The organism is Pseudomonas sp. A (assembly GCF_056270345.1).
Map to the genome: position 1 here is coordinate 551,841 of NZ_CM149873.1, position 23,268 is coordinate 575,108.

The following is a 23,268-nucleotide window of genomic DNA, read 5'->3' on the forward strand; positions in this document are numbered from 1 at the left end:
GGTGTTCGCGGCACAAGGCCGCTCCTACAGGCGATAGTGGCCCCTGTAGGAGCGGCCTTGTGCCGCGAAAGGGCCGCAAAGCGGCCCCCATATCGGTACTACCGAACGTTCAGCACCGGATTGCTCAGCCGCTCCAGCAGCGTCGCCTGGGCACTGCGCGGGTTCTGGTTGCCGGTCGGCGTGCTGCGCACGTAGCGCCCGTCCGGCTGCAGGGTCCAGGCCTGGGTGTTGTCGGTCAGGTAACCCTCCAGCTCCTTCTTCACCCGCAACAGCAGCTTCTTGCCCTCCACCGGGAAGCAGGTCTCGACGCGCTTGTCGAGGTTGCGCTCCATCCAGTCGGCGCTGGACAGGTAGATCTGCTCCTCGCCGCCATTGAGGAAGTAGAACACCCGGGTGTGCTCGAGGAAGCGGCCGATGATCGAGCGCACGTGGATGTTGTGCGACACCCCCGGGATGCCCGGGCGCAAGCAGCACATGCCGCGCACCACCAGGTCGATGCGCACGCCCGACTGGCTGGCCTTGTACAGCGCCTTGATGATCTTCGCGTCGGTCAACGAATTGAACTTGGCGATGATGTGCGCCGGCTTGCCTTCCAGGGCGAACTGGGTCTCCCGGGCGATCATGTCGAGCATGCCCTTCTTCAGGGTGAAGGGCGCGTGCAGAAGCTTCTTCATGCGCAGGGTCTTGCCCATGCCGATCAGCTGGCTGAACAGCTTGCCGACGTCCTCGGTGAGGGCGTCGTCGGAGGTCAGCAGGCTGTAGTCGGTGTACAGGCGGGCGTTACCGGCGTGGTAGTTGCCGGTGCCCAGGTGCGCATAACGGACGATCTCGCCCTGCTCGCGGCGCAGGATCAGCATCATCTTGGCGTGGGTCTTGAAGCCGACCACGCCGTAGATCACCACCGCACCAGCGGCCTGCAGGCGGCTGGCCATCTGCAGGTTGGACTCTTCGTCGAAGCGCGCGCGCAGTTCGATCACCGCGGTGACCTCCTTGCCGTTACGCGCCGCGTCCACCAGGGCGTCGACGATCTCCGAGTTGGCGCCCGAGCGGTACAGGGTCTGGCGCACGGCGAGTACATGCGGGTCCTTGGCGGCCTGGCGCAGCAGGTCGATCACCGGGGTGAACGACTCGAACGGGTGCATCAGCAGCACGTCCTGCTTGCCGATCACGCTGAAGATGTTGTCGGCGTTCTGCAGCAGCTTGGGGATCGCCGGGGTGAACGGCGTGTACTGCAGCTCCGGGTGGCTGTCGAGGCCGGTGATGCTGAACAGGCGGGTCAGGTTGACCGGGCCGTTGACCTGGTACAGCTCGCTCTCGCTCAAGCTGAACTGCTTGAGCAGGTAGTCGGAGAGGTGTTTCGGGCAGGTGTCGGCCACCTCGAGGCGCACGGCATCGCCGTAGCGGCGCGAGAACAGCTCGCCGCGCAGGGCGCGGGCCAGGTCGTCGACTTCCTCGGAGTCCAGCGCCAGGTCGGCGTTGCGGGTCAGGCGGAACTGGTAGCAGCCCTTGACCTTCATGCCCTGGAACAGGTCATCGGCGTGAGCGTGGATCATCGACGACAGGAACACATAATTGTCGCCCGGGCCGCCGACCTCTTCCGGCACACGGATGACCCGCGGCAGCAGGCGCGGCGCCGGGATGATCGCCAGACCCGAATCACGGCCGAAGGCGTCGACACCCTCGAGCTCGACGATGAAATTCAGGCTCTTGTTCACCAGCAGCGGGAACGGGTGGGTCGGGTCGAGGCCGATCGGGGTGATGATCGGCGCGATCTCGTCGCGGAAGTAGCGGCGCACCCAGGTCTTGAGCTTGGGCGTCCAGTAGCGCCGGCGGATGAAGCGGATGGCGTGCTTCTCCAGCTCCGGCAGCAGCACGTCGTTGAGGATCGCATATTGGCGGTCCACCTCGATGTGCACCAGCTCGCTGATGCGCGCCAGCGCCTGGTGCGGCTGCAGGCCGTCGGCGCCGGCCTGTTCGCGGGCGAAGTTGATCTGCTTCTTCAGGCCCGCCACGCGGATCTCGAAGAACTCGTCGAGGTTGCTGGAGAAGATCAGCAGGAACTTCAGGCGCTCGAGCAGCGGATACGACTCATCCAGCGCCTGCTCCAGCACGCGGATGTTGAACTGCAGCTGCGAGAGCTCGCGATGAATGTACAGGCTGCTGTCGTCCAGGCTCGGCACGGCGATCGCCGGGGCCGGCGCAGGCGCGGGTGCCGGGGCGGCTTCGGCGACCGCTTCCGGTTCCACTACCGCTGGCAGGTCGGGCGGGGTCTGCACCATCTCTTCGGGCACGGCCTGAGCATCCTTGATCTCGACAGGGGTTAGCACTTCGTTATTCATCTGACGTTCCTGGAGGGCGTTACTGCCCTCTCATCAATTGAGCGGCACGCACGGCGAAATAGGTCAGGATGCCATCAGCGCCTGCCCGTTTGAAAGCGGTGAGGGATTCGAGGATCACGGCCTCGCTGAGCCAGCCGTTCTGGATCGCGGCCATGTGCATGGCGTACTCGCCGCTGACCTGGTAGGCGAAGGTCGGCACCTTGAACTCGGCTTTCACTCGGTGAACGATGTCCAGGTACGGCATGCCCGGCTTGACCATGACCATGTCGGCGCCTTCGGCGAGGTCGGTGGCCACTTCGTGCAGGGCCTCGTCGCTGTTGGCCGGGTCCATCTGGTAGGAGGCCTTGTTGGCCTTGCCCAGGTTCAGCGCCGAGCCGACCGCGTCGCGGAACGGGCCGTAGTAGGCACTGGCGTACTTGGCCGAGTAGGCCATGATGCGCACGTTGACGTAGCCGGTCTCTTCCAGGGCCTGGCGGATCGCGCCAAGGCGACCGTCCATCATGTCCGACGGGGCCACCACCTGGGCACCGGCCTCGGCGTGGGACAGCGCCTGACGCACCAGGGCCTCGACGGTGATGTCGTTCTGCACGTAGCCCTCTTCATCGAGGATGCCGTCCTGACCATGGGTGGTGAACGGGTCCAGAGCGACGTCGGTGATCACCCCCAGCTCCGGGAAGCGGGCACGCAGGGCGCGGGTGGCGCGCTGGGCGATGCCGTCCGGGTTCCAGGCTTCGGCGCCGTCGAGGGATTTTTTCTCGGTCGGGGTCACCGGGAACAGCGCCAGCGCTGGAATACCCAGCTCCACCCAGCCCTGTGCGGCTTCCAGCAGCAGGTCGATCGACAGGCGCTCTACGCCCGGCATGGACGGTACTTCTTCGCGACGGCCCTCGCCGTCCAGCACGAATACCGGAAGAATCAGGTCATCGACGGTCAGGGTGTTTTCGCGAACCAGACGACGGGAAAATTCATCCCGGCGGTTGCGACGCAGGCGGGTGGCAGGAAACAGACGGTTGGCGGGGGTAAAGCTCACGGCAGACTCCTGAGCCCGCGCGGGCGGGCAGCGCGACAGTTATAAGCGGCCATTATGACGCCTGTGTTACATCCTTAGGCAACCCTGCGACTTGTGGCCGCAGCCATTGTCGTTGCAGGGAATCTTCACGTCGAGACACATTTGGACACTTTCCCCAGCGCGTCTGAAGGGGTAGGCTGCGCGTTCATTTCGCCAGCACGCCAGAAAATGCTTCAACAATTCCTGAACGATTTCGGCTACTTTGCCCTTTTTCTCGGCACGTTCTTCGAGGGCGAGACCATCCTGGTGCTCGCGGGCTTTCTTGCGTTCCGCGAATACATGGACATCAAGCTGGTGGTCCTGGTGGCCTTCTGCGGCAGTTACGCCGGCGACCAGCTGTGGTACTTCATGGGCCGCCGCCACGGGCGCAAGATCCTTGCCCGCAAGCCGCGCTGGCAGGCCATGGGTGACCGGGCGCTGGAGCACATCCGCCGCCATCCGGATATCTGGGTACTGAGTTTCCGTTTCGTCTACGGCCTGCGTACGGTGATGCCGGTGGCTATCGGCTTGTCCGGCTACCCACCGCGCCGCTACCTGCTGCTCAACGGCATCGGCGCCGCGGTGTGGGCCCTGGCCCTGGGCCTGGCGGCCTACCACTTCGGCGCCATTCTCGAAGGCATGCTCGGCAGCATCAAGAAGTACGAGCTATGGGTGCTCGGCGGCCTGCTGGTGCTGGGCCTGGCGCTCTGGCTGCGCCGACGTTTTCGCAACCTCCGCGCCGAGCGCCGCGCGGCGGCAGAAGGCCAGGCCGCCGACGCTGAGCAGGCTGTAGCCCAGAAGCAGCAACCAGAACACGGGCGTGACCAACACTAAGCCGAGCGCGCCGGCCAGATACAGCGCCGGCGCATTCGACAGCAGCCGTGCCAGTTCCATGCGCCCTGCCCAGGGCCGGTCCTCCAGCGCCGCCCCCAGCACGAACAGCCCGAACGCCATCACCGTCCAGCCCAATACCAGGGCTGCAGGCGCCACCTGCTCCGCCACCTCCATCAGATAGCTGCCCAACGCCACATAGACCGCGAACTGCACGGTGACGTACACCTGCCGCGCGCCGCCCAGGGGAATCGCGAACTTGCGAAACGCCGCCAGGTCCTGCTTGGGCTGTGGATAAGCGGCGGCCACATCCGCCGGGCGCCAGCCGGTGGGCATGAACCAGATGCGCAGCTTGTCCCACCAGCTGCCGGCGCGACGGGCGTCATGCCAGAGCTGGGCGTAGAACTGCACGTTGGCCCACAGCGGGTTCCAGCTGGCCAGCGGCGTGGTCACGCCGAAGATCACCGGCTCGCGCTCGTCCTCCTCCTGGAAGGTGCCGAACAGCCGGTCCCAGATTATGAACACGCCGCCGTAATTGCGATCCAAGTACAGAGGATTCTGTGCATGGTGGACACGATGGTTGGACGGCGTGATGAAGATCCACTCCAGCCAGCCCAGCTTGGGCACATGGCGGGTGTGCACCCAGAACTGGTACAGCAGGTTCAGCGACGCCACGGTGATGAACACCAGCGGCGGCACGCCCAGCAGCGCCAGCGGCAGGTAGAAGATCCAGGAGAACAGGAAGCCGCTGCTGGTCTGGCGCAGGGCGGTGGTGAGGTTGTATTCCTCGCTCTGGTGGTGCACCGAGTGCGCGGCCCACAGCACATTGCGCTCGTGGCCCAGGCGGTGCAGCCAGTAGTAGCAGAGGTCGTAGAGCACGAAGGCGACCACCCACACCCACCAGGCATCGGCCGGCAGGCGCAGCCAGGCCAGGTGCTCCCAGGCCACGGCATAGGTGACCAGCCCCACCCCTTTGGTCAGAAGCCCCGTGCTGGTGGACAGCGCGCCGGTGCTCAGGCTGTTGATCGAGTCGGCGAGCTGGTAGTTGCGCCGCCCACGCACGCGATCGGCGATCAGCTCCACCGCGATCAGCACGAAGAAGAACGGCACGGCCAGCAGAATCAGGTCCATGAACGGCCACCTCCAAGGTTGTCCACGAAGATTAGGCCCGCCGAAGGGCAAATCCCATGGCTACATCTGCCAAACTAGAGGACATTTAGCGCCTCGACACTGGAGTATTGAGCATGACGAAAAAAGTTGCGGTGATTCTGTCCGGTTGCGGCGTGTACGACGGCGCCGAGATCCACGAGAGCGTGATCACCCTGCTGCGCCTGGACCAGCGTGGCGCCCAGGTGCAGTGCTTCGCGCCGAACATCGCGCAGATGCATGTGATCGACCACCTGACCGGGGAAGAGATGCCCGAGTCGCGCAACGTGTTGGTGGAGTCGGCGCGTATCGCCCGTGGCGAGGTGAAGGACATTCGCGAGGCCAATGCCTCGGATTTCGACGCACTGATCGTGCCCGGTGGCTTCGGTGCGGCCAAGAACCTCTCCAACTTTGCCGTCGAAGGCGACAAGTGCAGCGTGCAGCCGGACGTGCTGGCCCTGGCCGAAGCCTTCGCCGAGGCGGGCAAGCCGGTTGGCCTGATCTGCATCTCGCCGGCCCTTGCGGCGAAGATCTACGGCCCAGGCGTGGTCTGCACCATCGGCAACGACGCCGGCACCAGCGCGGCGGTGGTGAAGATGGGCGGCACCCATGAGGAATGCGATGTGCACGATATCGTCGAGGATACCCAGCGCAAGCTGGTGACTACCCCGGCGTACATGCTGGCCAAGTCGATCAGCGAAGCGGCGGGCGGCATCTACAAGCTGGTGGATCGGGTGCTGGAACTGACCCACGAGAACGATAAGTAAGGCACTGGGGCGCTACGCACCCCTTTCGCGGCGCAAGGCCGCTCCTACAGAAATGCGCTGTACCTGTAGGAGCGGCCTTGTGCCGCGATGGCCTGCACAGCAGGCCCTGTCAGCTAAAGCTTGGACAAGCGGCTCAGGATCCGGTCCAGCGCATTGGCGAACGCCTGCTTCTCGCGTTCACCATAGGGCGCCTGGCCACCACCGACCTGGCCCTGCTCACGCAGTTCGGTGAACAGGTTGCGTACCGCCAGGCGCTCGCCCATGTTGCGCTCGTCGAACTCGCGACCGCGCGGATCCAGCGCCGCCACGCCCTTCTTGATCAGCCGGTCGGCCAGCGGCACGTCGCTGCAGATCACCAGTTCGCCGGGCTCGGCGTTCTCCACCAGGTAGTCATCGGCAGCATCCATGCCGCTGGGCACCACGATCAGCCGCACGCAGGCGAAGGCCGGCTTGATCTGCGGCTGGCCGGCCACCATCACCACTTCGAGCTTGCGCTTGAGGGCGAACTTGACGATCAGGTCCTTGGCCGCCTTGGGGCAGGCGTCGGCATCGATCCATACACGCATGGGATTATTCCTGTACTACGGGCCAGTAACCTCGTGGGAGCTGGCTTGCCCCGCGATGCGGCCTGGATTGAAGTGCATTATGCCAGCCCTGCCGTCATCGCGGGGCAAGCCCGCTCCCACGATTCCCGCGCCCACGATCTTAGCTGGCGGCAGCCCTGCGCTTCCCGGCCAGCCAGCTGCGCCCATACAGGAGCGTGACCGCCAGCAACGCCACTGCCTGCGCACCCAGCGAATAAGCGTCGGCGTGGATTCCCAGCCAGTCGAACTCGAAGAACGCCACCGGCCGCGTACCCAGCACGCCGGCCTCCTGCAGCGCCTTGACGCCATGCCCGGCGAACACCACCGACAGCGCGCACAACAGTGCCGCGTTGATGCTGAAGAACAACGACAGCGGCAGCTTGGCCGAGCCGCGCAGGATCACCCAGGCCAGGCCCACCAGCAGCACCAGCGCCGTGGCGCCGCCCGCCAACACCGCCTGATGGCCAGCCGGACCGGCCTGCAGCCACAGGGTCTCGTAGAACAGGATCACCTCGAACAGCTCGCGGTACACCGAGAAGAACGCCAGCACGGCAAAACCGAAACGCCCGCCGCCACTGACCAGGCTGCTCTTGATGTAGTCCTGCCAGGCGGCGGCGTGGCGGCGATCGTGCATCCACACGCCAAGCCACAGCACCATCACCGCGGCGAACAACGCCGTACAACCTTCGAGCAGCTCGCGCTGCGCACCGCCGACGTCGATCACATAGGCCGCCAGGGCCCAGGTGGCGAAACCGGCGACCAGCGCCAGGCCCCAGCCGATATTGACGCTGCGCACCGCCGACTGCTGGCCGGTGTTGCGCAGGAAGGCCAGGATCGCCGCCAGCACCAGGATCGCCTCCAGGCCCTCGCGCAGCAGGATCAGCAGGCCGGAAATGTAGCTCAGCGACCAGCTCAGGCCATCGCTGCCCAGTAGCTTGGACGCCTGCTCCAGCTTGGCCTTGGCCTCGGCCAGGCGCCGTTCGGCCTGGGCCACCGGCAAGCCGTCCTGCAACGACTGACGGTAGGCCATCAGCGACTTTTCCGTGTCCTTGCGGGCCTGGGCGTCGATGTTGTCGAGGGAGCTTTCCACCAGTTCGAAGCCTTCCAGATAGGCCGCCACCGACAGGTCGTAGGCCTGGTCATGGTCACCGGCGCGGTAGGCCGCCAGACTCTTGTCCAGGGTGCTGGAGGTGTATTCGAGCAGCTGTGCCGGGCCACGCTTGACCTGCGGCGGCTGCGCCCGCTGGGCGCGGAACGCGGCCACGGCATCCGCGCCTTCGCTGGCGGCGACTTCGGCCGGGGTCTGCCGGGCCAGATCGGCGATGTTCCAGGTCTTGTTGTCCTTGGCCGCCTGCGGATCGGCGGTGAAGCTGGCGATATAGGCCGCCACGTCCCAGCGCTGGCGCTCGTCGAGCTGGTCGGCGAACGACGGCATCTCGGTGCCTTCGATGCCCAGCCCGAGGGTGTTGTACAGGTCGAACAGGCTCAACTGGTCGAGGCGCCCGGCATCGCGCAGGTTGGCTGGCGCAGGCTCCAGGCCGACCCCGGCCGGGCCGTCGCCGAGGCCCGTGTCACCATGACAGATCGAGCAGTTCTGCGCATACAGCGAAGCGCCGCGAGCAGGATCGGGGGTAATCACCGGGGCCTGGCTGACCTCGTAAGCCACTGCCAGGCGCGCGCCCAGTTGCCGGGCCTGGCGGGCGACGGCGGCACCGTCATGACGCTGGTCGATGGCCTGACGCAAGCTCTGCACGCCCTGTTCCAGGGCACCACGCTCGGCATGCTCGGGCAGCCCCTTGACCAGCTCGGCCAGCACGCCACTGAACTCCTGCTGCTCGCGGTATTCCCCGTCGTCCACCACCTTGCCGTCGCGCACGGTCGGCGGGTAGTCGGCACCGATGTAGTCCAGCAGGTGCAGCGCCTTGGTCGCCTCGGCAGGCGCTTCGGCCAGCGTCGGGAGGCTGCACAGCGCCAGCACCGGGCCAAGCAACAGGGCAGGCAGCCAGGCAGGCAGACGGAAACGAGAAATCATGGCCAATCTCGACGGAAATACGAAAGAGAACATTGTTCACTTCCACTCTCCCCCGCTCAAGGCTCAGGGGCAGATTTCATGAAAAATCTTGAGACAAATTGACGGAACACCCGCTGGGAACGGTTTTTTCCGACTGATGGCATCAACCTAAAAATGCGAAGCAATTCGCCATCACCCCGCTACTACTTTGGGTATAATCCCGCGCCGCCGTAATAGCCATTAGCAATCAAGGCGCCTCCATCGAGAGGTTCTGGCGATAAAACAGAGGGATCTGCCGCCCCCGCCCACGCGGCCAACCGTTTCAGGGAAAGAAGAAAGTCCGATGGTATCCCGCGCCCTCACCCTGGCGACCCTGGTCGCCGCCGTGCAGCTCACCGGCTGCTCGGTGTTCCGCAGCTACGACAGCGAACTGCAGGAGACCAACAAGCAGTTGGCCGCCGGCAACGTCGACGCCGCCCTCGCCTTGCTCGAGAGCAATAACAAGGGCGAGCAGAAAGACCTGCTCTACTACTTCGAAAAAGGCGAGCTGCTGCGCTCCAAGGGTGACCTCAAGGGCAGCCAGGACGCCTGGCGCTCGGCCGACAGCGTGGTGTTCCAGTGGGAAGAGTCGGTCAAGCTCGACACCGACAAGTACCTGAGCCAGTTCGGCAGCTACCTGGTCAACGACAAGGTCCGTCGCTACGAAGGCTATGACTACGAAAAAGTCATGCTGACCACGCAGATGGCCCTGAACCTGCTGGCACAGAACGATTTCGACGGTGCCCGCACCGAGATCAAGAAGACCCACGAGCGCGAGGCGATCATCGCCGAGCTGCGCGACAAGGAATATCTCAAGCGCGAGGAGCAGGCCGAGAAGGAAGGCATCAAGACCGAGTACAAGGACCTGCAGGGTTACCCGGTCGCCAGCCTCGACGCCCCTGAGGTGGTCGGCCTGAAGAACAGCTACCAGAGCGCCTTCAGCCATTACCTGTCCGGCTATGTCTACGAGGCCCTCGGCGAGAAAGGCCTGGCCGCGCCGGGTTATCGCAAGGCCGCCGAACTGCGCCCGAACACGCCGCTGCTCGACCAGGCACTGCTCGAACTGGACAAGAACAGCGCCAAGGCCGGCGAAAGCGACGTGCTGATCGTGGTGCAGACCGGCCTGGCCCCGGCCCGTGACTCGATCCGCATCCCACTGCCGCTGCCGATCCAGGACAACCTGGTGATCACCCCGCTGTCGTTCCCGATCATCAAGGAAGACACCTCGACCGCGCACGTGGGCGAGATCCAGCTCAACGACAAGGCCCTGGCCCTGACCGCGCTCAACAGCACCACGGCCATGTCGCGCCGCGCCCTGCGCGACGACATGCCGGGCATCATCCTGCGCACCAGCGTACGCGCCATCAGCCGCGGCGTGGCGCAGAAAAACCTGAACAAGGCCAACCCGATGGCCGGGCTGGTGGTGGGCATCGCCTCCACCGTGCTGGAAGGCGCCGATACCCGCACCTGGCGCACCCTGCCCGACGAAACCCAGGTGGCCCGGGTACGCCTCAAGCAAGGCGAACACCACCTGAGCCTGCCATCGAGCCTCGGTGGCACCCAGGTCACCGTGAAGGTCGATCGTCCCTACCAGGTGATCAGCCTGCGCGTGGTCGGCAACCGCGTATTCGCTGGCGGCCCGGCCGTCATCGTCGCCCCGCAGGCCGCAGCCACCGCTGTCGCCAGCCTCAAGTAACCCAAGGATCGAACATGCGCAGAACATGCCTCGCCCTGGCCGCCGTCGCCCTCCTGGCCGGCTGCGCCACCCCGCCCCCTGCCCCCGGCAGCGCCGCCAGCAAGGTGGTGACCATGGGCCAGCTGGATGACATCGAAGTCGGCCAGATGCGCGTCGCCCGCGAAAACGGCTACCTCACCGTCAACGTGGCGCTGACCAACACCAGCCGCAGCAATCGCACGCTCTACTACCGCTTCGCCTGGCTGGGCAACGACGGCTTCCCGGTGGCCGACGAAGAGAGCTGGAAGGTCCTGCCGTTGTACGGCAAGCAGGCCAAGTTCCTCCCCGCCATCGCCCCGACCCCTGCTGCCCGCGACTTCCGCCTCGAAGTCCACACCCGGTAATCCCATTCAGGAGCACGTTCCATGTTTGCACGCCTTTCCCTCGCCGCCATCGCCATCGCCCTGGTCAGCGGCTGCAGCACCCCGTCGCCGGTTCTCGGCGGCAAGAACATCAGCTACGGCGACAGCAAGGCCGTCGAGCTGGTGACCAACGAGTTCGGTTCCACCGACCTGCAGATGATCGCCGAGAGCATGACCCGCTCCCTGGCCCAGTCCGGCGTGCTGCACGGCCGCCCGGTGGTGCAGGTGTACGACGTGAAGAACAAGACCAGCGAGTACATCGATACCCGCGAGATCACCACCTCGATCAAGACCCAACTGATGAAGTCCGGCGCCGCCCGCTTCGCCAGCGACAACACCGAGATGCAGAGCCAGGTCGACCAGCTCAAGCTGCAGAACCAGAGCGGCCTGTACAAGAAGAAGACCGTGGCCAAGACCGGCAACATGATCGCCGCCAAGTACCGCCTGGAAGGTTCGATCAGCTCGATCGTCAAGCGCAGCAGCGACTACAAGGACGTGTTCTACAAGTTCAGCCTGCAGCTGATCGACGTGGAAAGCGGCCTGGCCGAGTGGATGGACGAAAAAGAAATCCGCAAGACCACGGAGCGCTGATCAATGCGTGCATGGATGGCAATCATCGGCCTGGCCTGCGCCTTCGGCGCGCAGGCGGCCCCCAAGGTGGCAGTGACCGACCTGGCCTATCAGGCGCAGGTGGAGGAGTACATCCACACCATCAACGCCCAGAGCAGCGGCCAGGCCGGCATGTACCACGCCAGCGGCCAGTCGAGCTACAGCGAGTACGAGAGCCTCAACAGCTACATCGAGCAGACCGAACTGCGCAAGTTCGGTGGCGACATCAAGGGTGAGATCCTCAAGACCGGCATGTTCCAGCTGGTCCAGGGCCGCCCTTATACCGCCGACTCGAAGGAAGACGTCTACGACGTGATCCGCCGCATCAAGAACGGCGCGTTCAAGGGTGCCGACTACGTGCTGTTCGGCACCCTGTCGGACATCGACTTCCAGCAGGACATCAACTCGCTGGACCACACCGACAGCTACTCGGCGGTGCTGGGCCTGACCGTGGTCGCCGACTTCAGCCTGATCAACACCCGCACCTACGAGATCACCTCGGCGTTCACCGCCATGGGTGAGGGGCAGGACACCAAGCTGGTGAAGAGCCAGGACCGCCGCGTGACGCTGAACCGTCCGCGGGTGGTGCGTGATGTATCGAAGGCCCTGGGCGAGGATGTGGCGCAGCAGCTGGCCGAGCAGTTGGGCGGTTCCGTGCCCGGGCAGCCGAAGCAGCCACGCGGCCGGGACAACCTGCCGCCGGATGAGCCGGCGCAGGTGCTGAACTAAGCCACACGCAATCCCTGTAGGAGCGGCCTTGTGCCGCGAAAGGGCTGCAGAGCAGCCCCAGCGATTCATGCATTACTGCTGCCGGGGCCGCTATGCGGCCCTTTCGCGGCACAAGGCCGCTCCTACAGGGGAATCATCAGGGTCTGGCACTGCCTTTCCAGCCGCCACCCAAGGCCAGGAACACCCCGATCTGCCCCATCGCCACCTGGCTGTTGGCCGCCGCCAGCTGCGCCCGCACGTCTGTATAGGTCCGCGTCGCCTGCAGGTCCGCCAGGAACGACTCACGCCCAACCCGGTAACGCAGATGCGTCTGGTCCGCCGACTCCTTGGCCGAGCGCTCCGCCTCGGCCAGTGCGTCGCGTCGGTCCAGCAACGCGCTGTACTGCGCCAGGCGGGTCTGGGTTTCGCGAATGGCGTTGAGCACCACCCCGTCGAAATGCGCCAGCGCCGCCTGGGTCGAGGCCTCGGCCATGCGGATGCGCGCGCGGGTGCCGTTGGTGGGGATGTTCCAGCTGATCTGCGGGCCGAAGCCCCAGCGGTTGGTGGCCGGCTCGCCGAGATTCTCGAGAATGCCGATGGTGCCCACCTGGGCGCCGATGCTGATGTCCGGGTACAGCGCGCCGGTGGCCACGCCGATGCTGGCGGTGGCCGCCGCCAGCTGGCGCTCGGCCTGACGCACGTCCGGACGGCGCTTGAGCAGGGCCGCGCCGTCACCGACCGGCACCAGCTGCGACAGATGGGGCAGTTCGGCGCAATCGGCGGTGCCGGCGGGCAATTGCTCGACCGGCTTGGCCAGTAACGCAGCAAGGGTGTAGAGGCCCGCCTCACGTTCGGCCTTGAAGCGCGGCAATTCGGCGCGCAGGGACTTGAACTGGGTCTGCGAACGGGTGACCTGGGTCTCGTCGCCACGCCCGGCGTCGCGCAGGCGCTGGGTCAGCTGCACGCTCTGCTGCTGCAGGTCCAGCGATTCGCGGGCAATGTGGTACTCCTCGTTGGCCGAGCACACCTGGGTATAGGCTTTGACCACATCGGCCACCAGGGTGATGCGCGCGGTGTCGGCGGCGGCCTGCACCGCGTCGGCGTTGGCCTTGGCGGCCTCGGTGCCGCGCTTGAAGGTACCCCACAGGTCAAACTGGTAGCTGGCGCTGATGATCGCTTCGCCGATATTGGCCACCGGCACCTTCTCCGGCTGCAGGAAGGCCTCGCCGGACTCCTGCAGGCGCTGGGCGCCCAGCTTGACGCCGCCGTTGAAGCCGCCCTGGGACTCGGCCACCTCCACCTGGGCACGGGCCTTGGCGATATTGGCGGCGGCCACGCGCAGTTCGGTGTTGGCGCCCAGGGCCTGGCGCACCAGCTCGTTGAGCCGTTGATCCTGGTACAGCTGCCACCAGTCCTCGGGCACCGGCGCCGAGACCACGCTGTCGGCATCCTGGCGCAGCGGGCCATTGAGGTCGCCGCGCTGCACGGCGGCGTCCTTGGGCAGTTCGTAGTCAGGGCCGACCATCATGCAGGCGCCCAGGGACAGGCACAGCCCCGCCAGGATCAGCTGTTTCATGGATGCTGGCCCTCGATGATCGACACCGTGGCGGTGCGCCCGGCGATCATGCGGAAGTCCTGCGGCACTTCGTCGAAGGCAATGCGCACCGGAATCCGCTGGGCCAGGCGCACCCAGCTGAACGCCGGGTTGACGTTGGGCAGCAGGTTGGCGCCGCTGCTGCGGTCGCGGTCCTCGATGCCGGCGGCCAGGCTCTGCACGCGGCCACGCAGGCGGGTGTTGTCGCCCATCACGCGGATCTCCACGGCGTCGCCGATATGAATACCGCCCAGCTTGGTCTCTTCGAAGTAGCCGTCAACGTGGTACGAGGCGCTGTCGACCACCGACAGCACCGGGCGCCCGGCGCTGACGAACTCGTGGGCGCGCGGGGCGCGGTCGTTGAGGTAGCCGTCCACCGGGCTGCGCACCACCGAGCGGTCGAGGTTGAGCTGGGCCACATCCACCTGCACCTGGGCCTCGTTCACCGCCGAGCGGGCGCGGGCTTCGCGGGACTGGCTCTCTTCACGCTGCTCGGCCGCCACCAGGTTGCCCAGCTTGCGGTTGCGCTGCGCCTCGCGGGAGGCCTGGGCCAGGGTCTCCTGGCGCTCGGCCAGGGTCGCCTTGGCCTGGCGCAGGGCCAGGGTGAAGCGGTCCTGGTCGATGGTGAACAGCACGTCGCCGCGCTTGATGGTCTGGTTGTCACGCACCTCGACCTTCTGGATCAGCCCGGACACATCCGGGGCGATCTGGATCACGTCGGCGCGGATATGGCCGTCGCGGGTCCAGGGGGCGAACATGTAGTACACCACCATCTGCCACACGAGCACGGCGGCGAAGGTCACTACCAGCAAGGTCAGGACCACGCGGCCCAGGGTCAGCAAAGGTTTTTTCATGGCAGCATCAGGCTTCGGCAAAAGTGGTCCACCGCGCCAAGCAGCACGGCATACAGGGCAACGTTGAACAGCGCCCGGTGCCAGACCAGGCGGTAGAAATGCAGGCGCACCAGCACCGCGTGCACCCCGAGGAACAGCAGGTAGGTGCCAAACATCATCACCAGCAGCGTGGGCAGGAATACCCCGCTGATATCCAGTTCACCGATCACAGGGGCGCTCCGTCGAGCCCGGGGGGCAGTTGCGTTTGCTCGGCAGGCTCGAGCATCACTTCCACGCCCGGCAGCAGCGCCAGGCGCAGGCCGCTCAAGGCGTGCAGCAGGTGGGTGCGGGCGTCGCCGCGTTCGTACAGTTCGTCCAGGTTCAGCGCCAGGCGCGCACGCTCCATGTTGCGCAGCAGCGCCGCCGGGGCATGCAGGCGCTCGCCGGCGCGCAGGCAGGCGGCGTAGTGATTGCCGACCTCCTCGATCACCGTGCGCAGGCGCTCGCGGGCCTCGGCGCCGGCACGCGGCAGGTAGGCCAGCAGGTCGAGCAGGTTCAGGCCCACGCGCAGGTCGCGCAGGGCCACGCCGCTGTCCTGGCCGGTCTGCGACAGGCGTGGCAGGTGCTGCATCAGCCGGTCGAGCATCTGCACGCCGACCTGGCGGTGCTCGGCCAGGGTGGCCGGCGCGGTCATTTCGACGATGTCCCGCCAGGTGAAGCGGGTCATGCGCTTGGCCGCCAGTTCCACGCCGAACGGGCGCACCACCAGGGTCCAGATGAAGGCGAACAGCAAGCCCACGGGGCCAGCCAGGTTGGCGTTGATGAAGGTGAAGAAGTCGGCGTCGTAGGCGCCCTGGATGCTGATGAAGGTCGAGGTGTTGACGATGGTCAGCAGGGTGCCAAGGTAGAAGCGCGGCTGCACGGTCAGGGTGCCGACGCAGATGAACGGCACGGCGAAGGCCAGCACCAGCATCGGGAAGTCGTGCAGGTTGGGCAGCACCAGGAACAGGTACAGGCTGGAGAAGATCACCGACATCAGGGTCCAGAAGAAGAACCGGTAGATCTGCGGCGCCGGGTCGTCCATGGCGGCGAAGAAGCTGCACGACACCGCGGCGAGGATCACCGCGCTGGCGCCGTCGTTCCAGCCCAGGCCGATCCACAGGCCGCAGGCGACGATGATGGCGGTGACGGTGGAGAACACCGAATAGAGCATCAGGCCACGGTCAAAGAACGGCGTCAGCCGGCCCAGGCGCCAGTGACGGTAGACCGCGCGCCACGGCGTGGCGTCGTCCTTGCGCAGTGCGTGCTGCAGGGTGCAGCAGTCCTGCCAGAGGTCGGCCCATTCGGTCAGGCGATAGAGGGCATTGGACAACAACAGCTTGGCACGCTGGTCGATGGCAGCGGCGCCGGGCTGCAGACGGTCGATCTGCTCGTGCAGGGCGGTCCAGCGCGCCACCGAGGCGCTGTCGGCAGTGCCCTTGAGCCACTCACGGGCAGCGTCGAGTACCGGCTTCAACTGAGCGAACTGGGCCGGGGCGCGGCCCTCGAGGGCGATCAGGGCGTCGTCCAGGGCATCGATCACCGGCAACAGGTGGATCATCCGGCCACGCAGCTCACGGGCATTTTTCAGGGTGTGCGGGCCGGCGCCTTCGTGGCCGAGCTGGCCGATCATCAATTCCAGCGAATTGAAGGTGGCGACCATCGCGCCACGCATGCCGCCGACCTTGTCGGCGCTGGCCTCGCGGGCCAAATAGGTATCGCTGTAGCGGATCGCCTCGGCGAACCAGTTGCCGGTCGCGCCCACCACCACCGGTGCCAGCCGGCGCGGCCAGAAAATCGCGCCGACCACCGCCGCGCAGACGATGCCCAGGCAGATCTCCTGGGCCCGGGAGGAAGCCACGTCGAACACTGCCAACGGGTTGTCGACCACCGCCAGGGCGATCATCGGCAGGGTGTAGCCAGCCAGCATCAGCACGTAGTTGTTGGCCGTGCGCAGGTTCAGCGAAAGGAACAGCAGGGTGCCGGTCCACAGGGCGATGGCAATGCTCAGCAGCAGCGGCGACTGCACCAGCGGTGGCACCAGGAGAATCGCCCCGCCGGCGCCCAGCAACGTACCCAGCGCCCGGTACAACGCCTTGGAGGTGGTCGGGCCGAGGAACGGGCTGGAGACGATGTACACCGTGGCCATGGCCCAGTACGGGCGCGGCAGCTGCATCAGCAAGGCGATGTACAGGGCGATCATCGACGCGGCGAAGGTGCGCACGCCATAGAACCAGTCGCGGGCCGGGGGCACCGAGCTGAAGAAGCCGTTCATGGCATCACGCCCGCGGCTTCGAACGCCTGGATCACCCGCAAGGTGGCGTCCAGGTCGGCCTGGTCGATACCGCCGAGCACCTCACGGCGCAGGCGCACCAGCTCGCCTTCGATGGACTCGGCCAGGGCGCGGCCCTCGACGGTTAGGCTCAGGGCCTTGGCGCGGCGGTCCAGAGGATCCTCGCTGCGGCAGACCAGGCCGGCCTTGCACAGCTGGTCGAGCAGGCGCACCAGCGACGGGCTTTCCAGCCCGGCCGCCTGCGCCACCGCCACCTGGTGCACACCGTCGCCCAGGCGCACGATCATCAGCAGCGGCACGGCGCAGGCTTCGGAAATGCCGTAGCCGGTCAGGGCGCCCTGGCACAGGCGACGCCAGTGACGGGCAGCCACGACCATGCCGCTGCTGATTTTCAGGTGCAGTGCGTCAAGGGACATGTGGGAACCGAGGATATTCATAGTTTGCTAACTATCAATATACGCCCTGCCCTACCCCTGTCGTCAACCGGGGGTGACGGAGGGAGACGATGAAAGGTTGTTCATCTACCCGGATATCACGATCTCTGTAGGAGCGGCCTTGTGCCGCGAAAGGGGTGCGAAGCGCCCCCATGTTTCGTGCATCAAGCTGATATCGCCGGGGCTGCTACGCGGCTCTTTCGCGGCACAAGGCCGCTCCTACAGGGGCCGCGCTGAACCTTGCCTCACGGCTGGATCTGGTCTTCCAGCTTCATGGTCAGCGCCAGGGTGCTGCCCATCTGGATCGCCTGGTCGCGCCAGCCCAGGTAGCGCGCCGCGTCGCAGCTGCTGAAATGCACGGCCAGCTCCTCGGCCGCCTGCATCACGCCGGTCGCCGCCGCCAGCTCCAGCCAATACAGCCCGGCCTTGGTGTCCGCCTCGACATACAGCCCATGCAACAACCGGTAACCCACCTCGAAGCGGCAGCGCGTCTCGCCGCGCTGGGCACCGCGCAGGAACCACTGGTAGGCCTCGAGCAGGTCGACCTGCCACACCTGGTCGCCCTCGCACACCTCTTCCTCGTACAAGTCGCCCAGCGCCGCGGCGGCATGCACCATGCCCCGCTCGAAGGCATGGCGGTAGTATTCGGCCGCGTTGGTGTACGAGACCTCCACGCCCTTGCCGAAGTAATGCTGCTGGCCCAGGTTGAACCAGGCCGCGGCATTGCCCTGCAGGGCGGCCATGCGCAGCAGGTGCCCGGCCAGCACGGTGTCGCCACGCCAGTACTTGCCGTTGAGCCAGATCCAGCCCAGGTCGTTGAGCGACCCGACATTGCCCAGCAATGCCTGGCGGCACAGGTCATGGTAGACCGCCTGCAGGTCGACCGCCTCGTCCAGCCGATCAGTCAGGCCGAAGCGCTCGCCGCTCAGGGCCTGCTGGCTGGGCATGCCGATCCCGGCGAACAGCCTGTGGCGCTGCCCGGGGCGTGCCGGGACCGGGACGATCCGCTCGGGGAGAAGCCGGGCGAGCAGCGAATGGATATTGCTGGCGGCAGACATGTTCATCCTCATTGAACGACCCACAGCTCCAACCTCCACTGTGGTGAGGCGTGATTCTGCGCGACGCCACGACAAAACCTGTCGCGAACGAATTGATCCCAGGCAACCAAATGCATCTTCCTTGATCTGAGCACGCTGTGGCCAATTGCCATGCCCTACCCGTGCCGCCATCCTATGCCGGCAAGCCTAGACAAGGACGTTTCCTTTTGCCGTTCGCCACCACCCGCGCCACCCTCAGCCGCCAATGGGCCCTGCTCCGTCAGTTGCCCAGCCGCTCCCCCGGGATCACCAGTGCCGAACTGGTGTGGCGCCTGCGTGACGTGGGCTTCACCGTCAGCAAACGCACGGTCGAGCGTGATCTCAACGAGCTGTCGCTGATCTTTCCGTTGGAGCGCAACGACAAGAGCATCCCGTTTGGCTGGCACTGGTCGGCCAATGCCGGTGGCGAGCTGCGTGGGAATTTCGATCTGCAGGGTTATCTGCGCGGCGATACGCTGCAGCCCGGGCAAGGGGAAGGCGTCGAATTGCAGGCATGGATCAGCGACCTGCTGGCCCGCCGGCTGCGCGAAGCGCCGTTGACCGCCGACATGCAGCTGACCGCCCTGGAGCAGGGGCACCGGCTGCGGGCGACGGTGGCGGATGGCTGGCCCCTGCGGTTGTGGTTGCTGAGCCAGGGGCAAGGGCTGGTGGTGGAAGCGCCGCAGGCGTTGCGCGAGGAGATAGCGCGGACATTGGCCAGTGCGGCGGCGCAATATCGGGATTGAGTTTTGCGTGATCTTCTTCGCGGGTAAACCCGCTCCCACAGGGTCCATGCATAACCTGTGGGAGCGGGTTTACCCGCGAAGAAGGCAACACCGGCAGCACGAATCTAGCGCTGCATGCCCCAGCGCCGCACGGTCAGCCGCTCCAGGGTGTTGAACACCAGCCCCTCCACCAGCAGGCCGATCAGGATCACCACGGCCAGCCCGGCAAACACCTTGTCGGTGTACAGCTCGTTGCGGTTCTGGAAGATGTACCAGCCCAGTCCGCCCTTGCCGCTGCTGGCACCGAACACCAGCTCGGCGGCGATCAGCGTGCGCCAGGCGAAAGCCCAGCCGATCTTCAGCCCTGACAGGATCGATGGCAGCGCCGCCGGTACCAGGATGTGCAGCACCAGGCGCAGGCCGCGCAGCCCGTAGTTGCGTCCGGCCATGCGCAGGGTCTCGGACACGCCGAGAAAGCCCGCGTAGGTGTTCAGCGCCAGCGCCCACAGCACCGAGTGCACCAGCACGAAGATCAGGCTGTTGTCACCCAGGCCGAACCAGAGCAAAGCCAGCGGCAACAGGGCGATGGCCGGCAGCGGATTGAACATCGAGGTCAGAGTGCCCAGCAGGTCGCGCCCCACTTGCGTCGAGACGGCCAGGCTGGTCAGGCCGAAGGCCAGGACGATGCCCAGCACATAGCCTTTGAGCAGCACCACCAGCGATACGCCGACCTTGGCCGGCAGCTCGCCGCTGAGCAACCCGTCCCACAACGCGCTGGCGGTCTGCAGGAAGCTCGGCAGCAGCAGGTCGTTGCCGGTATAGCGGGCCACGGCCTCCCAGACCACCGCAAGCAGTACCAGGATCACGGCCTTGCGCAGCCAGCCCTGCTGCCACAAGCGTTGCACCGCCGGCAGCTCGCGCTCCAGCGGCACACCCGGCAGGGGTTGCAGCTGCACTTCGTATTCCTGGCGTACAGGTGTCGTTGTCATGCCCTGGCTCCTGTCAGTAGGCGATACGGATATCGTTGAAGCCCAGATCGTCCGCTGGCGTCGAGGCATCGGCCTCGTCGAACAGCAGCCGGTGGATGCGCCGGGCACTGGCCTGGAAGTCGCTGGCACCGAGGCTGCCGAGATCGTACTGGTGGCTGTGCACCTCGGCCCGCACCCGCCCGGGGTGCGGCGACAGCAGCAGGATACGATTGCCCACCACCAGTGCCTCTTCTATGGAGTGGGTGACGAACAGCAGGGTGAAGCGCACCTCCTCCCACAGCAGAAGCAGTTCTTCCTGCATCTTGCGCCGGGTCAGGGCGTCGAGGGCGGCGAACGGTTCGTCCATCAGCAGGATCTTTGGCTGCGTGGCCAATGCCCGGGCGATGGCCACGCGGGCTTTCATGCCACCGGAAAGGGTATGCGGATAGGCATCGGCGAAGGCGGCCAGGCCGACCTTCTCCAGGTAGTGCAGCGCCCGCTCCTCGGCCTCGGCGCGCTTGAGTTGGCCGGACACCAGCAGCGGGAACATCACGTTCTGCTTCACCGTCTTCCACGGCGGCAACTGGTCGAATTCCTGGAACACCACGATACGGTCCGGCCCTGGGCCACGCACCGGCTGGCCCTGGAGCAGGATCTGCCCTTCCCGGGGTTCGATGAAGCCGGCCACGGCCTTGAGCAAGGTGGACTTGCCGCAGCCGGACGGGCCGAGCAGGACGAAACGGTCGGCGCGGTCGACCTCGAAGCTGACCTGGTGGGTGGCCCGCACCACGCGCTGGGCGGTGCGGTATTCAAGGCTCAGGTTGTCCACCGCCAGCAGCGGTGGGGTGGCGACACGGCTCAGGTTGCTGGCCGTGTGGCCTGGCAATGGGGCGGTCATCGGCGCTCAGCTCCCTTGCAACGGGCGTTCATCCTGGAAGAAATAGTCCTTCCACGATTCGGGCTTGTTCTTTATCGCGCCGACCCGGTAGAGGAACTCGGCCAGTTTGTAGGTGTTCTTCGGCGTGACGGTGAATTCGTACTGCGGGTTGTCGATCAGCTTGATCAGCGCCTCGCGGTCGATCTTGGCCTTGGTCACTCGGATGTAGGTGTCGGCGGCGGCGGCCTTGTCCTTCTGGGCGAAGTCGGCGGCTTCAGCCAGGGCATCGACGAAGGCCTTGTAGGTCTTGGGATTGTCCTTGCGGAACTTCTCGGTGGCGAACAGCAGGGTCGGTGAGTTGGGGCCGAGCAGGTCGTAGCTGTTGAGCACCACGTGCACGTTCTTGTTGGCCAGCACCTGGTCCTGGAACGGCGGGTTGGAGAAGTGCCCGTTGAGCTCGGTGCCGCCGGCCAGCAAGGCCGCAGTGGCGTCCGGGTGCGGCACGGCCAGGGTGTACTTGTCGAGGCGGTTGTACTCCTTGTCGCCCCACTGGCGGGCGGCGGCATACTGCAGGAAGCGCGACTGTACCGACACGCCCACCGCCGGGACGGCGATACGGTCCTTGTCGGAGATATCGGCGATGGTCTTCACATTCGGGTTGCTGCTGACCAGGTAGTACGGGAAGTTGCCCAGCGAGGCGACGGCCTTGACGTTCTGCCGGCCGCGGGTTCTATCCCACACGGTGAGCAGTGGCCCGACGCCGGCGCCGGCGATGTCCACCGAGCCGGACAGCAACGCGTCGTTGATCGCCGCGCCGCCGGACAGCTGGGCCCAGTCGACCTTGATGTCGAGGCCCTGCTCCTTGCCGTGCTTCTCGATCAGTTGCTGGTCACGGACCACGTTGAGCAGCAGGTAGACGATACCGAACTGCTCGGCGATGCGGATCTGCCCTTCGGCGTGGGCCACGGTCGGCGCCGCCAGGCTGCCTAGAACCAAGCTGGCGCCCAGGCCGATACTTGCCGCCAGGCGGCTGATGGAGTTGCGCATGGTGTGTTTCCTCAGTCGTCAGAACGGGGCATCGCCCTGGATGGTGGTGCGGTAAAGCTTGCGCCGCAGGTGCGCGGGGCAACCGCTGGCCAGGTGGATCAGCGAGCGGTTGTCCCAGAACACCAGGTCGTGGGGCAGCCATTGATGGCGGTAGATGTTCTGCTCCAGCACGCTCAGGGCGTACAGCTGTTGCAGCACGTCGCGGCTCTCGTCATCCGGCAGGCCGACGATACGGGTGGTGAAGCCTTCGCTGACGAACAGCGCCTTGCGGCCGTTTTCCGGGTGGGTGCGCACCACCGGGTGGATGACCTCCTGGACCTGGGCCAGTTGCTCGGCGGTCAGCGTCGGGCGCCAGTTGCCTTCGAACCTGGTCTCGGCGTAACGGGCGGTGTAGGAGTGGGCGGCGCTGCGGCCCTCGACGACCCGACGCAGGGCCTCGGGCACGGCGTCCCAGGCCTTGTGCATGTCGGCGAACAAGGTGTCGCCGCCCTCGCTGGGCAGCTCCTGGGCGTGCAGCATCGAGCCCAGGCTCGGCAGCTCCTTGTACGACAGGTCCGAGTGCCAGAACTTGCCGGCATCGCCCAGGCCGACGTTGCGGCCGTCCTCGACGATGTTGGACACGATCAGGATCTCGGGATGGCCGGCGAGCAGGAACTGCTTGAGCACATGGATCTGCAGCTCGCCGAAACGGCGGCTGAAGGCGATCTGCTGTTCAGGGGTGATGCGCTGGTCGCGGAACACCAGGACGTGGTGGTCCAGGTGGGCGCGGTGGATACGGGTGAAATCCTCGGCGTTGACCGCACGGGCCAGGTCGAGGCCGATGATCTCGGCACCGACGGCGCCGGGGAACGGGCGGATGTCGAAGGTTTGCGGCAGGGCGCTGTCGATGGTCGACAAGGCGTTCGAGGCGGCTGGCATTGTTCACTCCCACGCAGTGCGCGACTTCAGGGCGCGCAACGATCGGAAACGCACGGGGATTGCCCGTGTGGGTTCGAGTCGTGCGGCGCGCCGATTGGTCGGCGGGTACGCAGTGGGAGTGACTATAAAGTCATAAGAACAGTATTTTAAATACCGTTACGGCATATCCATATGAAGGGGTTGCACTTCAGGCCATACGCCGACCTGTAGGAGCGGCCTTGTGCCGCGAAAGGGCTGCGAAGCGGCCCCGGCGATCTTTGCTCAATACTGAAATCCTGGGGCCGC

21 protein-coding genes and 1 pseudogene are annotated in these 23,268 nt (G+C 66.0%); 7 read left to right on the plus strand and 15 right to left on the minus strand.

Annotation, left to right across the window (positions count from 1 at the left end; translation table 11 throughout):
- Positions 1-98: 98 nt before the first annotated feature.
- Together ppk1 and hemB are read right to left on the minus strand one after the other, a co-directional pair.
- Positions 99-2,339, minus strand: a complete 2,241-nt coding sequence (gene ppk1, locus AC0MAZ_RS02525) for a polyphosphate kinase 1 (RefSeq protein ID WP_475860069.1) — start codon at positions 2,337-2,339, stop codon at positions 99-101.
- A gap of 19 nt (positions 2,340-2,358) precedes the next feature.
- The gene (gene hemB / locus AC0MAZ_RS02530) at positions 2,359-3,369 is read right to left on the minus strand and encodes a porphobilinogen synthase (protein ID WP_198745209.1); all 1,011 of its coding nucleotides are present in this window, start codon (positions 3,367-3,369) and stop codon (positions 2,359-2,361) included.
- 207 nt (positions 3,370-3,576) lie between these two features.
- On the opposite strand from hemB, the gene AC0MAZ_RS02535 reads away from it, so the two are divergent.
- Positions 3,577-4,221, plus strand: coding sequence for a DedA family protein (locus AC0MAZ_RS02535; RefSeq protein ID WP_203649500.1), 645 nt, complete (start codon positions 3,577-3,579; stop codon positions 4,219-4,221).
- 549 nt (positions 4,222-4,770) lie between these two features.
- Here AC0MAZ_RS02535 and AC0MAZ_RS02540 read toward each other — a convergent pair.
- Positions 4,771-5,349 (minus strand): annotated as a pseudogene (locus tag AC0MAZ_RS02540) (sterol desaturase family protein); the annotation flags it as partial.
- A gap of 113 nt (positions 5,350-5,462) precedes the next feature.
- On the opposite strand from AC0MAZ_RS02540, the gene elbB reads away from it, so the two are divergent.
- The gene (gene elbB, locus AC0MAZ_RS02545; RefSeq protein WP_203649497.1) at positions 5,463-6,131 is read left to right on the plus strand and encodes an isoprenoid biosynthesis glyoxalase ElbB; all 669 of its coding nucleotides are present in this window, start codon (positions 5,463-5,465) and stop codon (positions 6,129-6,131) included.
- Positions 6,132-6,244: 113 nt separating this feature from the next.
- On the opposite strand, the gene AC0MAZ_RS02550 is transcribed toward elbB, so the two are convergent.
- Positions 6,245-6,697 (minus strand): YaiI/YqxD family protein, encoded by a 453-nt coding sequence (locus AC0MAZ_RS02550; protein ID WP_050707476.1) that lies wholly within the window; start codon positions 6,695-6,697, stop codon positions 6,245-6,247.
- 139 nt (positions 6,698-6,836) lie between these two features.
- Entirely contained in the window at positions 6,837-8,780 is a 1,944-nt protein-coding gene (locus tag AC0MAZ_RS02555) for an FTR1 family protein (RefSeq protein WP_475860071.1), read from the minus strand.
- Positions 8,781-9,069: 289 nt separating this feature from the next.
- On the opposite strand from AC0MAZ_RS02555, the gene AC0MAZ_RS02560 reads away from it, so the two are divergent.
- The 4 genes from AC0MAZ_RS02560 to AC0MAZ_RS02575 are packed head-to-tail and all read left to right on the plus strand — an operon-like array spanning position 9,070 to position 12,200.
- Complete coding sequence (locus AC0MAZ_RS02560; RefSeq protein WP_203649491.1) at positions 9,070-10,461, plus strand: COG3014 family protein; 1,392 nt, start codon at positions 9,070-9,072, stop codon at positions 10,459-10,461.
- 14 nt (positions 10,462-10,475) lie between these two features.
- On the plus strand, positions 10,476-10,844 hold the full coding sequence (locus AC0MAZ_RS02565; RefSeq protein ID WP_475860073.1) for a YcfL family putative periplasmic lipoprotein: 369 nt from the start codon (positions 10,476-10,478) through the stop codon (positions 10,842-10,844).
- Between the two features lie 21 nt (positions 10,845-10,865).
- Positions 10,866-11,453 carry a penicillin-binding protein activator LpoB gene (lpoB, locus tag AC0MAZ_RS02570; protein ID WP_110735582.1) on the plus strand — a complete coding sequence of 196 codons (588 nt, stop codon included), beginning with the start codon at positions 10,866-10,868 and terminating at the stop codon, positions 11,451-11,453.
- 3 nt (positions 11,454-11,456) lie between these two features.
- Positions 11,457-12,200 (plus strand): penicillin-binding protein activator LpoB, encoded by a 744-nt coding sequence (locus AC0MAZ_RS02575; protein WP_203649489.1) that lies wholly within the window; start codon positions 11,457-11,459, stop codon positions 12,198-12,200.
- Positions 12,201-12,336: 136 nt separating this feature from the next.
- On the opposite strand, the gene AC0MAZ_RS02580 is transcribed toward AC0MAZ_RS02575, so the two are convergent.
- The 6 genes from AC0MAZ_RS02580 to AC0MAZ_RS02605 all read right to left on the minus strand — a co-directional run bounded on the left by AC0MAZ_RS02580 (position 12,337) and on the right by AC0MAZ_RS02605 (position 18,430).
- Positions 12,337-13,755, minus strand: coding sequence for an efflux transporter outer membrane subunit (locus AC0MAZ_RS02580; RefSeq protein WP_475860076.1), 1,419 nt, complete (start codon positions 13,753-13,755; stop codon positions 12,337-12,339).
- A complete protein-coding gene (locus AC0MAZ_RS02585; RefSeq protein ID WP_475860077.1) occupies positions 13,752-14,627 on the minus strand; it encodes an efflux RND transporter periplasmic adaptor subunit in 876 nt (291 codons plus the stop codon). The genes AC0MAZ_RS02580 and AC0MAZ_RS02585 overlap by 4 nt, the downstream gene beginning before the upstream one ends.
- Positions 14,624-14,836, minus strand: coding sequence for a DUF1656 domain-containing protein (locus AC0MAZ_RS02590; protein ID WP_016392395.1), 213 nt, complete (start codon positions 14,834-14,836; stop codon positions 14,624-14,626). The genes AC0MAZ_RS02585 and AC0MAZ_RS02590 overlap by 4 nt, the downstream gene beginning before the upstream one ends.
- Entirely contained in the window at positions 14,833-16,920 is a 2,088-nt protein-coding gene (locus AC0MAZ_RS02595) for an FUSC family protein (RefSeq protein WP_475860079.1), read from the minus strand. Before AC0MAZ_RS02595 ends, AC0MAZ_RS02590 begins: the two co-directional genes overlap by 4 nt.
- Positions 16,917-17,354, minus strand: coding sequence for a MarR family winged helix-turn-helix transcriptional regulator (locus tag AC0MAZ_RS02600; RefSeq protein WP_028689248.1), 438 nt, complete (start codon positions 17,352-17,354; stop codon positions 16,917-16,919). The genes AC0MAZ_RS02595 and AC0MAZ_RS02600 overlap by 4 nt, the downstream gene beginning before the upstream one ends.
- 263 nt (positions 17,355-17,617) lie before the next feature.
- A complete protein-coding gene (locus tag AC0MAZ_RS02605) occupies positions 17,618-18,430 on the minus strand; it encodes a tetratricopeptide repeat protein (RefSeq protein ID WP_475860081.1) in 813 nt (270 codons plus the stop codon).
- A gap of 206 nt (positions 18,431-18,636) precedes the next feature.
- On the opposite strand from AC0MAZ_RS02605, the gene AC0MAZ_RS02610 reads away from it, so the two are divergent.
- On the plus strand, positions 18,637-19,194 hold the full coding sequence (locus tag AC0MAZ_RS02610; RefSeq protein ID WP_203649485.1) for a WCX domain-containing protein: 558 nt from the start codon (positions 18,637-18,639) through the stop codon (positions 19,192-19,194).
- 104 nt (positions 19,195-19,298) lie between these two features.
- Here the strand turns inward: AC0MAZ_RS02610 and AC0MAZ_RS02615 are convergent, their stop codons facing one another.
- From AC0MAZ_RS02615 to AC0MAZ_RS02630, 4 genes are read right to left on the minus strand one after another with little or no spacing between them, the layout of a single operon-like run.
- Complete coding sequence (locus AC0MAZ_RS02615) at positions 19,299-20,162, minus strand: ABC transporter permease (RefSeq protein WP_203649476.1); 864 nt, start codon at positions 20,160-20,162, stop codon at positions 19,299-19,301.
- A 13-nt stretch (positions 20,163-20,175) separates the two neighbouring features.
- Positions 20,176-21,039: an ABC transporter ATP-binding protein gene (locus AC0MAZ_RS02620; protein ID WP_028689252.1), complete on the minus strand. Its 864-nt coding sequence runs from the start codon at positions 21,037-21,039 to the stop codon at positions 20,176-20,178.
- 6 nt (positions 21,040-21,045) lie between these two features.
- Positions 21,046-22,065 (minus strand): ABC transporter substrate-binding protein, encoded by a 1,020-nt coding sequence (locus tag AC0MAZ_RS02625; RefSeq protein WP_232854964.1) that lies wholly within the window; start codon positions 22,063-22,065, stop codon positions 21,046-21,048.
- Positions 22,066-22,083: 18 nt separating this feature from the next.
- Entirely contained in the window at positions 22,084-22,983 is a 900-nt protein-coding gene (locus tag AC0MAZ_RS02630; protein ID WP_232854963.1) for a TauD/TfdA dioxygenase family protein, read from the minus strand.
- Between the last annotated feature and the right edge of the window lie 285 nt (positions 22,984-23,268).

Excerpts from the sequence above, each read along its gene's own strand:
- AC0MAZ_RS02630 (WP_232854963.1), bottom strand. The coding sequence starts at position 22,983 with ATGCCAGCCGCCTCGAACGCCTTGTCGACCATCGACAGCGCCCTGCCG.
- AC0MAZ_RS02575 (WP_203649489.1), top strand. The coding sequence starts at position 11,457 with ATGCGTGCATGGATGGCAATCATCGGCCTGGCCTGCGCCTTCGGCGCG.
- AC0MAZ_RS02585 (WP_475860077.1), bottom strand. The coding sequence starts at position 14,627 with ATGAAAAAACCTTTGCTGACCCTGGGCCGCGTGGTCCTGACCTTGCTG.
- AC0MAZ_RS02620 (WP_028689252.1), bottom strand. The coding sequence starts at position 21,039 with ATGACCGCCCCATTGCCAGGCCACACGGCCAGCAACCTGAGCCGTGTC.
- ppk1 (WP_475860069.1), bottom strand. The coding sequence starts at position 2,339 with ATGAATAACGAAGTGCTAACCCCTGTCGAGATCAAGGATGCTCAGGCC.
- AC0MAZ_RS02595 (WP_475860079.1), bottom strand. The coding sequence starts at position 16,920 with ATGAACGGCTTCTTCAGCTCGGTGCCCCCGGCCCGCGACTGGTTCTAT.
- AC0MAZ_RS02565 (WP_475860073.1), top strand. The coding sequence starts at position 10,476 with ATGCGCAGAACATGCCTCGCCCTGGCCGCCGTCGCCCTCCTGGCCGGC.
- AC0MAZ_RS02560 (WP_203649491.1), top strand. The coding sequence starts at position 9,070 with ATGGTATCCCGCGCCCTCACCCTGGCGACCCTGGTCGCCGCCGTGCAG.
- elbB (WP_203649497.1), top strand. The coding sequence starts at position 5,463 with ATGACGAAAAAAGTTGCGGTGATTCTGTCCGGTTGCGGCGTGTACGAC.
- AC0MAZ_RS02535 (WP_203649500.1), top strand. The coding sequence starts at position 3,577 with ATGCTTCAACAATTCCTGAACGATTTCGGCTACTTTGCCCTTTTTCTC.
- AC0MAZ_RS02550 (WP_050707476.1), bottom strand. The coding sequence starts at position 6,697 with ATGCGTGTATGGATCGATGCCGACGCCTGCCCCAAGGCGGCCAAGGAC.
- AC0MAZ_RS02615 (WP_203649476.1), bottom strand. The coding sequence starts at position 20,162 with ATGACAACGACACCTGTACGCCAGGAATACGAAGTGCAGCTGCAACCC.
- AC0MAZ_RS02625 (WP_232854964.1), bottom strand. The coding sequence starts at position 22,065 with ATGCGCAACTCCATCAGCCGCCTGGCGGCAAGTATCGGCCTGGGCGCC.
- AC0MAZ_RS02580 (WP_475860076.1), bottom strand. The coding sequence starts at position 13,755 with ATGAAACAGCTGATCCTGGCGGGGCTGTGCCTGTCCCTGGGCGCCTGC.
- lpoB (WP_110735582.1), top strand. The coding sequence starts at position 10,866 with ATGTTTGCACGCCTTTCCCTCGCCGCCATCGCCATCGCCCTGGTCAGC.
- AC0MAZ_RS02555 (WP_475860071.1), bottom strand. The coding sequence starts at position 8,780 with ATGTTCTCTTTCGTATTTCCGTCGAGATTGGCCATGATTTCTCGTTTC.
- AC0MAZ_RS02600 (WP_028689248.1), bottom strand. The coding sequence starts at position 17,354 with ATGTCCCTTGACGCACTGCACCTGAAAATCAGCAGCGGCATGGTCGTG.
- AC0MAZ_RS02605 (WP_475860081.1), bottom strand. The coding sequence starts at position 18,430 with ATGTCTGCCGCCAGCAATATCCATTCGCTGCTCGCCCGGCTTCTCCCC.